Genomic DNA, 12703 nt, shown 5'->3' on the forward strand with positions numbered 1-12703 from the left:
AGGGCTGCCAGGGGCTGGAAATGCGGATCCAGCCGGTTGAAAGCCGACGCAGGCAGAGCCTCGGCTGCTTCGATGGGCACTTTTTCAACGGCCTGTTACGCCCAGCACCCAGCCGCGCTGGCCTTCGCCCGCGAGATCGACGCCCAAGAATCCTGGACCGACGGCTGGGCCGAGCGATGGATCCGCCAGGCCCAGCGCCACCCACAGGTCATCCGCCTCATGACGCCCGCGCCGGCCGGCACGCCGCGCAACTGGAACGTGTACCGGGACCGCTTCATCGAACCGCGCCGACTGCAGGCCGGCCTGCGCTTCTGGCGCGAGCACGAGGCCACCCTGCGCCGGGCCGAGCAGGAGTTTGGCGTGCCCGCCTGGCTCATCGTGGGCATCATCGGGGTCGAAACTCTGTACGGCCAGCACACCGGTACCTTTCGCGCGCTCGACGCGCTGGCCACGCTCGCTTTCGACTTTCCGGCCGAACACCCCCGGGCCGAGCAACGCAGCGCCTTCTTCCGCAGCGAACTCCAGGCCCTGCTGCGCCTGAGCCGCGAGCAAGGCGTGCCCCCCACCGCCTGGCTGGGCAGCTATGCCGGGGCCATGGGCTTGCCGCAGTTCATGCCCAGCAACTGGATGCGCTACGGCGTGGACTATGACGGCGACGGACACATCGACTTGCTCAACAGCCCGGCCGATGCCATCGGCTCGGTGGCGCGCTACCTGCAGGCTTTCGGCTGGCAAAGCGGCATGCCGACCCATTACCCGGTGGAATTCGACCTCGACCGCCTGGCGCTCGATGCCCTGCTGGCCCCCAGCATCCTGCCGACCTTCGACGCGCAAACCATGGCGAGCAAAGGCGTGCGCCTGCCCTCACACGGCCGCGAGCATGCGGGCCCGCTGGCCCTCGTCGAACTGGAAAACGGCGACCCGGCGCGAGGCGGCGCCCCGCGCACCTATGTCGCTGGCACGCAAAACTTCTACGTGATCACCCGCTACAACCAGAGCAGTTACTACGCGATGGCGGTGATCGAGCTCGGGCAGGCCGTGGAAGCCCTATGGCGCCAACGTTGAGCAGCCCGTAGACTGTCAGGTTGCAGCTCTGCCACCCAGCCCGCCCATGACCGCCACCCGCCCGGCCCACTTGGAGCAAATGCCCGCTCCCAGCCCTTTCATCCATGACGCGCCGATTGCCGAGCGCATCCAATGGCTGTTCCAACTGGCCGACCGGCATGGGCAGGCTTTCCGCGGCCCGGAAGCGTGGCTGGCGCGGCAACGCTATCTGGCCGAGCACCCCACCGCCATCGCCGCGCTCAAGTGCATGGACGGGCGCATCAACCTGTCGGTGGCCACGCAAACGCCGGCCGGCATCCTCATGCCCTTTCGCAATCTGGGCGGCATGTTCAACCTCGGCTGGCCACATTTGGGCGAGATCCTCACCCACCATGTGCAGAGCATGGTGAGCGCCGGACGCCGCGTGCTTCTGCTCATCACCTACCACTGGTCCAAGGGCGACGTCAAACGCGGCTGCGCCGGCTTTCATTACAACCGGCAAGCCAGCATGGAACATGCCTGGGCCATTCGGCAGCAGGTCTCGCACCTGTTCGGCAACGCGCACCAGACCGTGTACCCGCTGGTATGCGGCTTCGAAACCGACCAGGAAGCCCTGCTGCTGCACAACCCCGCGGGCGAAACGCTGGACATGGCCGAACTCGCCCAGCAGCCCGAAGCGCCCCTGGAGCCCCGACTGGCCGCGCTGCTGCCCGACCTGCCACCGCCCATGCGCGCCGACCTGCTGCCACTGCTCCAGGGCAATATGGCCCATGTGATCGAGGTACAGGCCCAGACCGCGCGCCGCCAGCGCGAGCTGGCCATCGAGCACCGCGAATGGGTCATCTGCCTGGGCCGCGGGTTCGACTTTCTGCACACGCCCAATCTGGCGCTGATCGTCGGCCCTTACAGCCCCGATCTGGCCCACCCGATCCGCACGGCGGCGCAGATCATCCAGAACAACATGGACGCAGGCCGCATCCCCGATGACGGCTTCCTGCTGCTGGCTTCCGTGCCTTACGAAACGATGGGGGTGGAACGCGCGCGCGCAGAACTGAAATCGCGCTTTCTGGAGCAGTTCGCCGCCGACGTGATCCGCCAGGCTTACCCCCGGCTGGCCGAACGCATGCACCGCCAGGCCGCTGTGCTCGACTGGCATGCGCGGCGCCTGGAACGGCTCGACCCGCTGCCCGCGTGTCAGTAAAACCCCGGTCTCGGGGTGCTGTCATCCTGCAGTAAGATCATCAGGTCTAAACCATTCCAACAGGAGACCGTATGCGCTTGCTTCAGAAGCTCGGACTGATCGTTGGCCTGGGCGCCGCCCTCGTGGCGGGCACCGTATCGGCCCAGCAGCAACAATTCATCAATGTGCTGACAGGCGGTCAAAGCGGGGTGTACTACCCGATCGGCGTATCGCTCTCGCAAATCTTCGCCAAAGACATTCCCAACACCCGATCCACCGCCCAAGTCACGCGCGCTTCGGCAGAAAACCTCAACCTGTTGCAGGCCGGCCGTGGTGAACTGGCGCTGACCCTGGCCGACACCCTGTCTGACGCCTGGAACGGCAACGAGGAAGCGGGCTTCCGCAACAAGCTCGACCGCCTGCGCGGCTTCTCGGCCACTTACAACAACTACATCCAGATCGTGGCCAGCGCCGACTCCGGCATCCGCACCCTGGCTGATCTGAAGGGCAAGCGCGTCTCTGTAGGGGCTGCCCGCTCCGGCACCGAGCTCAACGCCCGCGCCATCCTCAAGGCCGCCGGCATGAGCTACAGCGATCTGGCCAAGGTGGAGTACCTGCCGTTTGGCGAGTCGGTCGAGCTGATCAAGAACCGCCAGCTCGATGCCACCCTGCAATCGGCCGGTTTGGGCGTGGCCTCGATCCGCGATCTGGCCACGGCCGTGCGCATCGTGGTCGTGCCCATTCCCCACGACGTGGTCGCCAAGGTGGGTGACCCGGCCTACCAGCCCTCCATGATCCCGGCCAACACCTACAACGGCCAGACCGAGGACGTGCCCACCGCCGCCATCCCCAACTTCCTGGTGACGCATGCCGGCGTGCCCGAGGAAACGGTCTACCGCATGGTCAAGGCCATGTACGACAACCTGGACACCCTGCACGCCGCCCACAGCGCCGCGCGCGCCATCAACCGTGACAACGCCATCAAAGGCATGCCCATCCCGCTGCACCCTGGCGCGGAGCGCTACTACCGCGAAGTGGGCGTGCTCAAGTGAGCCTGGCCCCTCATTGCTGATGCCATGACGCATCCGACGACGGCCCCTTTCGGGGCCGTTTCGGTTTCAACGCCTTCGAGGTTCACATGACCCCTTCCCACGCCAGCGACAGCCACCAGACCCGCGCCAGCCTGGCCGGCGCCATCTTCTGGATCGCGATCGCCTTTTCGGCCTACCAACTGTGGATGGCCGCCTTCCACCCACTGTCCAGCCAGGTCATCCGGGCCATTCACGTGGGCTTCGTCCTGCTGATGATCTTTGTGATCTACCCGCCGTTTCACGGCCGCTCCGGCGGCCTGGGCAAGGTGGGGCGCGTGCTGGGCTGGACACTGGGGCTGGCGGGCTTTGCCACCGGCATGTACCAGTGGATCTTCGAGGTCGAACTCACCGTCCGCGCCGGCGAGCTGGAAGGCTGGGACTGGGTGGTGGGCATCGTGCTCATCGCGCTGGTGTTTGACGCGGCACGCCGCGTCATGGGCTGGGGCCTGCCCATCATCTGCGGCATCTTTTTGTTGTATGCCTTGTTCGGCCAACACCTGCCGGGCAATCTGGCGCATCGGGGGTATGGGCTGGACCAGATCGTGGGCCAGCTCGGCTTTGGCACCGAAGGCATTTACGGCACGCCGACCTACGTGTCGTCCACCTACATCTTCCTGTTCATCCTGTTCGGCGCCTTCCTCGAACAGGCCGGCATGATCAAGCTGTTCAACGACTTTGCCATGGGCACCGTGGGCCATTCCCGCGGTGGGCCGGCCAAAGTATCGGTGATTTCCTCGGGCCTGATGGGCACGATCAATGGCTCGGGCGTGGCCAACGTGGTCACCACCGGGCAGTTCACCATCCCGCTGATGAAACGCTTCGGCTACAGCCCGGCTTTCGCCGGCGGGGTGGAAGCCACCTCCAGCATGGGCGGGCAGATCATGCCACCGGTGATGGGGGCCGTGGCCTTCATCATGGCCGAAACCATCAATGTGCCTTACCTGTCTATCGTCAAGGCCGCGATCATCCCCGCCATTCTCTACTTCGTGACCGTGTTCTGGATGGTGCATCTGGAGGCAGGACGCAAAGGGCTGCTGGGCCTGCCGAAGGAAGAGTGCCCCAATCCCTGGACGGCCGTCAAAGAGCGCTGGTACCTGCTGCTGCCGCTGGCCGGCCTGGTGACGTTGCTGTTCTCGGGCTACACGCCGCTGTTTTCCGGCTCGGTGGGCCTGGCGCTGACGGTGGTGCTGATCTTTGGCGCGGCGGCCATCAGCGGCGTCAACGGCTTGGCGCTGCGTGCGCTGTTCTGGGTGCTGCTGGGCTTTGCCTGCGCGGGCTTCTTCCACTTCGGCGTGGGCACTTTCTTTGTGGTGACGGCCGTGCTGATTGCCATCACCTACCTGCGTCGCATCGGCGGCGACACGCGCCAGCTGGCCGTGCGCGCGCTGGTCGATGGGGCGCGGCACGCCCTGCCCGTGGCCATTGCCTGCGCCTTGGTCGGCGTGATCATCGGGGTGATCAACCTGACGGGCGTGGCGGCAGAAATGGGCGGCTATGTGATTGCCATCGGGCGTGAAAGTCTGTTCCTGGCGCTGTTCCTCACCATGCTGACCTGCCTGATCCTGGGCATGGGCATCCCGACGATCCCGAACTACATCATCACGAGCTCGCTGGCCGCGCCGGTGCTGCTGGAATTGGGGGTGCCGTTGATCGTCTCGCACATGTTCGTGTTCTATTTCGGCATCATGGCCGACCTGACGCCGCCGGTGGCGCTGGCCGCATTTGCCGCGGCCCCCATCGCCCGCGAAAAGGGGCTGAAAATCAGCCTCAATGCCGTGCGGGTGGCGATTGCCGGGTTCATCGTGCCTTACATGGCCGTCTACAGCCCGGCGCTGATGTTGCAGGGCGACAGCTGGACGGCCACGTTGTGGATCGTCTTCAAGGCGCTGGTGGCCATCGGCATGTGGGGCGCGGGGGCGATTGGCTACCTGTTCAGCCCGCTGCAATGGTGGGAACGCATCGTGGCGGTGGTGGCGGCGAGCTTCCTGGTGGTGGCCTTGCCCATCACGGACGAAATCGGCCTGGGGTCGGTGGCCTTGTTCGTCGCCTGGCACGCCTGGCGCACACGGCGTCAGAGCCAGCACCGACACGCCAAAGCGTGAGCAGCGCCATCGGTGGGATCTGTCTGAGCCTGGCCCTGGGGGCCGGCTCGCCAGTGGTGTTCGTGCCGCTGGAACGTTTCACCCTGGCCTGGACGCATTCGATCGAGCGAGTGCGCTGGGAAGAAGACTACGCCGTGGTGCCCGACGGCGCCCGCTGGCAACTGCTGGCCGTGCAAACCCGCATCAAGGGTTCGGGGGCGGGCATGGAGCCGCCGCCCGACGCCCAGTGGCGAGGCGGCTGGTATGTGTATGCCCCCGCGAACCGGCACCCGGCCATGCTGACGCTGAGCCGCTCGGCATTCGTGCCCGACTATGAACTCTGCACGGCAGAGGGTTGCCGCCCGCTGGCCGATCACTTGCCCAGCGACGGTGGCACCACCGTGGTGCGCGCGTGCGGCGCCCACGCCCTCAGGCCGCCATCGGAATCAGAAAGTTCTGGCTGATCCGCGTGCCCAGCATGTTGACCCGATCCAGGAACTGGGTCAGGAAAGCGTGCAAGCCGTTGGCGAGGATCTCGTCGATGCGGGCAAATTGCAGTTCGGCGCGCAGCTTGCCGGCATGGCGCTCGGTTTCGGCGGAGGTTTCGTTGCTCACCGCACGCAGGTTGTTGACCACTTCGTTCATGCAGGCCAGCAGGCTGCGGGGCATGTCGGGGCGCAGAATCATGAGTTCAGCCACCCGATCGGGCGTGATGACGGTGCGGTACACCTTGCGATAGACCTCGAACGCGCTGACGCTGCGCAAGATGGCGCTCCAGTGGTAGAAGTCCAGTTCCTGGTCCTCCTGGCTGGCGGCGCCGTAAAAGTCGCTTTCCACGGCATGGAATTTGACATCGATGAGCCGCGCGGTGTTGTCGGCGCGCTCCAGGAAGGTGCCCATGCGGTAGAAGTGGAAGGCTTCGTCCTGCAGCATGGTGCCGATGGCCACCCCGCGCGAGAGGTGAGAGCGGAACTTGACCCACTCAAAGAACTCGGAAGGGTCTTTCTCGATGTGGCGGCTTTTGAGCAGGCGTTGCAGTTCGAGCCAGGTCTGGTTCTGGGTTTCCCAGAGTTCGGTGGTGAGCACGCCGCGCACGGCACGGGCGTTTTCCCGGGCGGCGCGCAAGCAGCTCACGATGCTGGAGGGGTTGCTCTCGTCGCGCACCATGAAGTGCAACACGTCCCTGGGCGTGACTTCGCCGTACTGATACTGGTAAGCGGGCATGAGCTCGCTGATGCGCAGCAAGCCCTCCCAACCCACCTGCGCCACCCCGGCCGACTGCGGCAGCAACGAGGTCTGGTAATTCACATCGAGGATGCGGGCGGTGTTCTCCGCGCGTTCGGTGTAGCGCGACATCCAGAACAGGTGGTCGGCGGTTCTCGACAGCATGTGTGTGTCTCCCCTCAGGCTTCCAGAATCCAAGTGTCTTTTGTACCGCCGCCCTGTGAAGAATTCACGACGAGCGAGCCGGCCTTGAGCGCCACGCGCGTGAGCCCGCCGGGCACCATCTGAACCTTCTTGCCGCTGAGCACGAAAGGCCGCAAATCGATGTGGCGCGGCGCGACGCCTTCGGCCACATAGGTGGGACAGGTGGATAGGCTCAGCGTGGGCTGCGCGATGTAGCCCTCGGGCTTGGCCTGCACCGCCTGGCGAAAGGCTTCGACCTCGGCCGTGGTGGCTGCCGGGCCCACCAGCATGCCGTAACCGCCAGCGCCATGCACTTCCTTGACCACCAGGTCTTTCAAGTTGGCGAGGATGTATTTCAAGTCCTCGGGCTTACGGCCCATGAAGGTGGGCACGTTCTGCAGGATGGGCCGCTCACCGAGGTAGAACTCGATCATCTGCGGCACGTAGGGGTAGATGGACTTGTCGTCGGCCACGCCGGTGCCGATGGCGTTGCACAGCGTCACGTTGCCCTTGCGGTAGGCATCGAGCAGGCCGGCACAGCCCAATGTGGAGTCGGGCCGGAAGGCCAGCGGGTCGAGGAAGTCATCGTCCACCCGGCGGTAGATCACGTCGATGCGCTTGGGGCCGCGCGTGGTGCGCATGTAGACGAAGCCGTCCTTGACGAACAAGTCCTGCCCCTCCACCAGTTCCACCCCCATTTGCTGGGCCAGGAAGGCATGCTCGAAATAGGCGCTGTTGTACATGCCGGGCGTGAGCACCACCACGGTGGGTTCGGCCGTGTGGGCGGGGCTGACGGCGCGCAGCGTCTCCAGCAGCAGGTCGGGGTAATGGGCCACCGGCGCGACGCGGTTCTGGCTGAACAGTTCGGGGAAGAGCCGCATCATCATCTTGCGGTCTTCGAGCATGTAGCTCACGCCGCTGGGCACGCGCAGATTGTCTTCCAGCACGTAGTACTCGGCCTGGCCGCTGCCACCGGGCACCGGGGCCCGCACGATGTCGATGCCCGCGATGTGTGAGTACACCCCCCCGGGCACGTCCACGCCCATCATCTCGGGTCGGAACTGGGCATTGCCTTCGATTTGCTCGCGCGGCACGATGCCGGCCCGGATGATTTCCTGCCCGTGATAGATGTCGTGAATGAAGCGGTTGAGGGCATGGACGCGCTGGATCAGGCCTTTTTCCAGTTGGCGCCATTCGTGCGAAGGAATGATGCGCGGAATCAGATCGAAAGGGATGAGCCGCTCGGTGCCGGCGCCGTCCTCGTCTTTGTCGCCGTACACGGCAAAGGTGATGCCCACCCGGCGAAAGATGACTTCCGCTTCTTCCCGCATGTGCGCCATGACTTCGGGCGGCTGCTCGGCCAGCCAGCGGGCGTAGTTCTGATAGTGGGCCCGAACCTGATCGGGAGCGGCATACATTTCGTCGAAGGTCGGTCGGCTCATGATGGCTTCAAGAGGGCGAATCACACCCGATGGCTGGGGACGTTTCCATCTTAGCAAGGAGCGGGCCAGCACGGCCAAAACGGGCCGCAGCCAGCCGACCGCACGCCGTCACGGATATGAAACAAAACCTTCATACAGTCACAGCTCCAGCCTTTCGGGGCTTGCCGAGTCGATATGTCTGCCCAGATTCTTGCCTTGCCTGTTGCCCCAACCCCTGTCAGCGATGTCCGCGATGTCGTCTCGCAAGGGCTGTTGCACATCCATTTTCAGCCCATCGTTCACATGGCCGAGGGGCGCGTCTTCGGCCACGAGGCGCTGATCCGCCCCCAGTCGCCGTCTCCCTGGACGACGCCAGACACGCTCTTTGCCGCGGCCCGGCAATGCGGCTGGACGATCGAACTGGAACTGGAATGCCTGCGCCTGGCCTTGCAAGCCTGGGCCCGCTCGGCCGAGCGCGGCTGGCTGTTCGTCAACCTCAGCGCCGAGGCCTTGATCCAGGCCCTGATGCGCGATGGCCTGGAACGGGTGCTGCGCCAGGCCCGCTCGGCCGGCTTGCCACTGTCGTGCGTGGTGGTGGAACTGACGGAGCACGAGCATGTGCAGAACGTGGACGCGATTCAGCAGGCCCTGTCGATGCTGCGCCGGTACGGCGGCTCGCTGGCGCTGGACGATTTCGGCGACGGGCGCTCCAGCTTGCGGCTGTGGTCGGAGCTGCGCCCGGAGTTCGTCAAGATCGACAAATACTTCATCCGCCACGTGCACGAGACCAGCCACAAGCTCAAGACGCTGCGGGCGCTGCAACAGCTGGCCGACACCTTTGGCTCGCGGCTGATTGCCGAAGGCGTGGAGGACGCCGACGAGCTGATGGTGCTGCGTGACCTGGGGATGGACTTCGTGCAGGGATACTTCCTGGGTCGGCCGCAAGCGCAGGCCGTCGATGCCTTGCCTCAAGAGGCGCTGGACGTGCTGGGCAACCGCGAGATCGCCGTCTTGCCCCAGGACCGCCACGCCTCCAACCGGGGGCTGACGGCCCGCACCCTGCTCAAGCCCGCGCCCAGCCTGCCGGCCACGGCCACGCACGACGAGGTGGCCGCCCTCTTCAACCGCCGCCCCGACCTGCACGCCGTGGCGCTGGTGGAAGGGGACCGGCCCGTGGGCCTGATCGCGCGCAAGACCGTGCAGGACCTCTACCTGCGGCTGTATTTCCGCGACCGCTACGGGCCGCGCCCCTGCACCTTGCACGCCAACCTCAACCCGCTGCTGGTGGACGTGCACACGCCCGTGGAACAACTGACCAAGGTGCTGACCTCCAACGACCAGCGCTACCTGACCGAAGGCTACGTGATCACCGAAGGCGGCCGCTACCTGGGGCTGGGCACCGGGGAACAGCTGGTGCGTGCCGTCACGGAAGCCCGCATCGAAGCCGCGCGACACGCCAACCCGCTGACCTTTCTGCCGGGCAACGTGCCCATCACGCTGCACATCGAACGCTTGCTCGACAACGGGCAGGACTTCGTGGCCTGCTATGCTGACCTCAACCATTTCAAGTCCTACAACGACCACTACGGCTACTGGCGCGGCGACGAGATGATCCGCCTGCAGGCCGAATGCCTGACCGGGGCCTGCGACCCGCGGCGCGACTTCGTCGGCCATGTGGGCGGCGATGATTTCGTGCTGCTGATGCAAAGCGCAGACTGGCAACGGCGCATCGAATCGGCGGTGGCCCACTTCAACCGCCGCGCCCGAGGTCTGTTCGACGAAGCCGCCCGCGCCGCCGGCGGCATCTGGGCCGAAGACCGCCAAGGCGTCCAGCGCTTCCACCCCTGCACCACGCTGAGCGTGGGCGTGCTCAAAGTGGGGCCAGACCAGTTCCACCGGGCCGAGGAAGTGGCCTCGGCCGCGGCATGGGCCAAGCACCTGGCCAAGCAAAGCGCCGGAGGCATCCATCTGATGGACGGCCGCGAGGCCATCGCGCGGCTGAACCAGCAGGCTGCGGCTCACCCCCTGCCAGGGTGATGCCAGTAGCGCCGCGTCACATCGCGGTGGCAGACGACCTCATCCGGCCGCGCGCTGTGACCCATGGCCGCGCCGCAACTGGGGCTGCTCACCCAGCGGATGCCACGCGCCTCCAGGCGCCGCAGCACCGTGGTCGAAGGGTGGCGGTAAGGGTTGCGGTAGCCGGCCTGAATCACCACCCAGCGGGGCTGTACCGTGTCCAGCCACACCGGCCCCGTGGACGTGGCGCTGCCGTGGTGGGCGGCCAAGGCCACCGCCGCGCGCAAGTCGGGCTGGGCCAGCGCCAAGCGGGTTTCTTCGGCCACCGTGATGTCGCCCGTCAGCAACAACGCGGATTCGCCTTCCCCGACCTGCAACACGCACGAGCGGGCATTGGCCGACAGGGCGGCGCCTTCGTCCTGCGGCCAAGGATGCAGAAAGCGAAAGGGCACGCCATCCCATGTCCAGCTCACCGGGGCCTCGCAACGCCGGCTGACCACGCCCCAGCGGGGCTGGGTGTCGAACGAGGTCCACCAGACTGCGTGGGGATAGGCACGGGCCAGGGTGCCCATGCCCCCGGCGTGATCGCTGTCGGCATGGCTGACGACCACGGCATCGGGAGCCTCGCCGTGTCGGCGCAGCAGCGGCAGCAGCACCCGCTGGGCCGCGTCGGCGTGCGGCCCCAGCGGCGGCCCCGTGTCGTACACCAATGTGTGATGCCGGGTGCGCACGATCACGGCCGTGCCCTGCCCCACATCGGCGGCGATCCATTCAAACGTCCCCGTCGCCGGACGGGGCGGCGTGTAGGCCAGCGCCGGCCAGACGAGCAACAGCCCCCAGACGCGCCAGGCCAACGGCAACCGGCTGACCGAGAGCACGCCCCCCAGCACGGCCAGCCAGCCGAGCCAGGCGGGCACCGCCGGCCGGCTCACCGCTGCCCAGGGCATGGCGGCCAAAGCCTCCAGCCCCCGCAAGAGCACCTCGACCGCCCAGGCCCCGACCGTCCACAACGGCGTCACCACCGCCCCGGCCAGCGCCACAGGCGTGACCAGCAGCGTCACCCAAGGAATGGCCACCAGATTGGCCAGCAAGCCCGCGAGCGAGAATTCCCCAAACCACAGCAAGGTCAACGGCGCCAACGCCAGTGTCATCAGCCCTTGGGTGCGGGCCATGCGCTTGAACGCCCCACGCACCCCTTCGCCGGCCTGTGGGAGCGGACCGCCCGTGGCAAACAGCACCGCCACGGCCACGAAGCTGAGCCAAAACCCGGCACGCAACAGGGCCCAAGGATCCAGCCAGGCCACCAGACACATCGCCGCCAGCCACATCACCGGCCAGGGCCAACGTCGGCCGCTGAGCTGTAGCCCCACCACCGCCGTCAGCATCCAGATGGCGCGCTGCGCCGGCACGCCCCAGCCAGAAAACACCGCATACCCCCAACCCAGCGCCAGACCACCCACGGCCGCCGCCACCGGCAAAGGCACCGCCAGCAACAGCCCGGGCCAGAACCGGCTCAGCCCCCGCCAGAGCCCGCCCACCACAGCCACGGCCAGCCAGGCGAACAAGGTGATGTGCATCCCCGAGACGACGACCAAATGCGTCACGCCCGTGAGGCGAAACGTCTCCCACAACGGCCGAGCGATCGCGCCCTGATCGCCCGTGACCATCGCCGCCAGCACCCCGGCCGTGCGGGGGTCGGGCACCTGCTGCCACACCCGGTCCCGTATTGTCTGGCGGGCCCGCTGCACCGGGTAGCGCCACGTATCCTCCAGCCATTGGGGCGCGGGCACGCCCGGCCCCTGCCGCACATACCCGTTGGCCTGCAAGCCCTGTTCCCACATCCACAGTTCGGTATCGAAACCGTGGGGGTTGGACCAGCCATGCGGCCGCTTCAGCCGCACCACCAAGCGCCAGCGCTGCCCTGGCCGCAGGCCGGATGCGTCCAACGCACGCACAGCCCCTGCGGGTGACGCCTGAGCCCCGGGCTGTGGCCGGTCGATGGCGCTGAGGCGGATGCGAGGCGGCAAGGCAACGGGTTCATCGCCCACCCAGGCCCGCTGCGGTGCCAGCTCGAACTGCCAACCCTCATCGGCCCGCCGCGGCATGCCCGCCACCCACCCCTCCACGAGCACGTCGCGCCCTTCGAGCGCCGGGCTCAGCGCCTGGGCCTGGAAATGCGCCGCGCGCCAACCCGTGACCGCATACATGCCCACCACGGCCACCGCGCACCAGACGGCGGCCTGCCACCCAGGCCGCCAGCGCCGCCCCGCCACCAGCGCGATGCAGGCCGCCACAGCCGCCCACGCCGCACCCCAGGCATAAGCACCCGCCGGCCACAGCGCCACCTGCTGCAACTGCAGCCATGCGCCCAGCACACTGCCCCCCATGAAGGGCACCAGCCGCACCATGGCCACCCCTCAATCGCGGCCGCGTGGCGACACACGGATTGGCGCAATCCTTGCT

9 protein-coding genes are annotated in these 12703 nt (G+C 66.9%); 6 read left to right on the top strand and 3 right to left on the bottom strand.

Annotation, left to right across the window (positions count from 1 at the left end; genetic code table 11):
* Positions 1-72 precede the first annotated feature (72 nt).
* From mltB to DFR43_RS06245, 5 genes are all read left to right on the top strand, one after another.
* Positions 73-1065: a lytic murein transglycosylase B gene (gene mltB / locus DFR43_RS06225; RefSeq protein ID WP_133596742.1), complete on the top strand. Its 993-nt coding sequence runs from the start codon at positions 73-75 to the stop codon at positions 1063-1065.
* 46 nt (positions 1066-1111) lie between these two features.
* Positions 1112-2245, top strand: coding sequence for a hypothetical protein (locus tag DFR43_RS06230; RefSeq protein ID WP_211338612.1), 1134 nt, complete (start codon positions 1112-1114; stop codon positions 2243-2245).
* A gap of 71 nt (positions 2246-2316) precedes the next feature.
* A complete protein-coding gene (locus tag DFR43_RS06235) occupies positions 2317-3276 on the top strand; it encodes a TAXI family TRAP transporter solute-binding subunit (protein WP_133596744.1) in 960 nt (319 codons plus the stop codon).
* Positions 3277-3362: 86 nt separating this feature from the next.
* Complete coding sequence (locus tag DFR43_RS06240) at positions 3363-5417, top strand: TRAP transporter permease (protein ID WP_133596746.1); 2055 nt, start codon at positions 3363-3365, stop codon at positions 5415-5417.
* The gene (locus DFR43_RS06245; RefSeq protein ID WP_133596748.1) at positions 5414-5860 is read left to right on the top strand and encodes a DUF1850 domain-containing protein; all 447 of its coding nucleotides are present in this window, start codon (positions 5414-5416) and stop codon (positions 5858-5860) included. Before DFR43_RS06240 ends, DFR43_RS06245 begins: the two co-directional genes overlap by 4 nt.
* Here DFR43_RS06245 and DFR43_RS06250 read toward each other — a convergent pair.
* Positions 5826-6785 carry an alpha-E domain-containing protein gene (locus tag DFR43_RS06250; RefSeq protein WP_133596750.1) on the bottom strand — a complete coding sequence of 320 codons (960 nt, stop codon included), beginning with the start codon at positions 6783-6785 and terminating at the stop codon, positions 5826-5828. The genes DFR43_RS06245 and DFR43_RS06250 overlap by 35 nt on opposite strands.
* Before the next feature lie 14 nt (positions 6786-6799).
* On the bottom strand, positions 6800-8245 hold the full coding sequence (locus DFR43_RS06255; RefSeq protein ID WP_133596752.1) for a circularly permuted type 2 ATP-grasp protein: 1446 nt from the start codon (positions 8243-8245) through the stop codon (positions 6800-6802).
* Between the two features lie 195 nt (positions 8246-8440).
* Between DFR43_RS06255 and DFR43_RS06260 the strand changes: the two genes are divergently transcribed.
* Positions 8441-10261 (top strand): EAL domain-containing protein, encoded by a 1821-nt coding sequence (locus DFR43_RS06260; RefSeq protein ID WP_245988850.1) that lies wholly within the window; start codon positions 8441-8443, stop codon positions 10259-10261.
* Here the strand turns inward: DFR43_RS06260 and DFR43_RS06265 are convergent.
* Positions 10243-12648: a DNA internalization-related competence protein ComEC/Rec2 gene (locus DFR43_RS06265; protein ID WP_133596757.1), complete on the bottom strand. Its 2406-nt coding sequence runs from the start codon at positions 12646-12648 to the stop codon at positions 10243-10245. The genes DFR43_RS06260 and DFR43_RS06265 overlap by 19 nt on opposite strands.
* Between the last annotated feature and the right edge of the window lie 55 nt (positions 12649-12703).

This window comes from Tepidicella xavieri (assembly GCF_004363315.1).
Taxonomy (GTDB): domain Bacteria; phylum Pseudomonadota; class Gammaproteobacteria; order Burkholderiales; family Burkholderiaceae_C; genus Tepidicella; species Tepidicella xavieri.

Excerpts from the sequence above, each read along its gene's own strand:
- DFR43_RS06255 (WP_133596752.1), bottom strand. The coding sequence starts at position 8,245 with ATGAGCCGACCGACCTTCGACGAAATGTATGCCGCTCCCGATCAGGTT.
- mltB (WP_133596742.1), top strand. The coding sequence starts at position 73 with ATGGGCACTTTTTCAACGGCCTGTTACGCCCAGCACCCAGCCGCGCTG.
- DFR43_RS06250 (WP_133596750.1), bottom strand. The coding sequence starts at position 6,785 with ATGCTGTCGAGAACCGCCGACCACCTGTTCTGGATGTCGCGCTACACC.
- DFR43_RS06235 (WP_133596744.1), top strand. The coding sequence starts at position 2,317 with ATGCGCTTGCTTCAGAAGCTCGGACTGATCGTTGGCCTGGGCGCCGCC.
- DFR43_RS06240 (WP_133596746.1), top strand. The coding sequence starts at position 3,363 with ATGACCCCTTCCCACGCCAGCGACAGCCACCAGACCCGCGCCAGCCTG.
- DFR43_RS06230 (WP_211338612.1), top strand. The coding sequence starts at position 1,112 with ATGACCGCCACCCGCCCGGCCCACTTGGAGCAAATGCCCGCTCCCAGC.
- DFR43_RS06265 (WP_133596757.1), bottom strand. The coding sequence starts at position 12,648 with ATGGTGCGGCTGGTGCCCTTCATGGGGGGCAGTGTGCTGGGCGCATGG.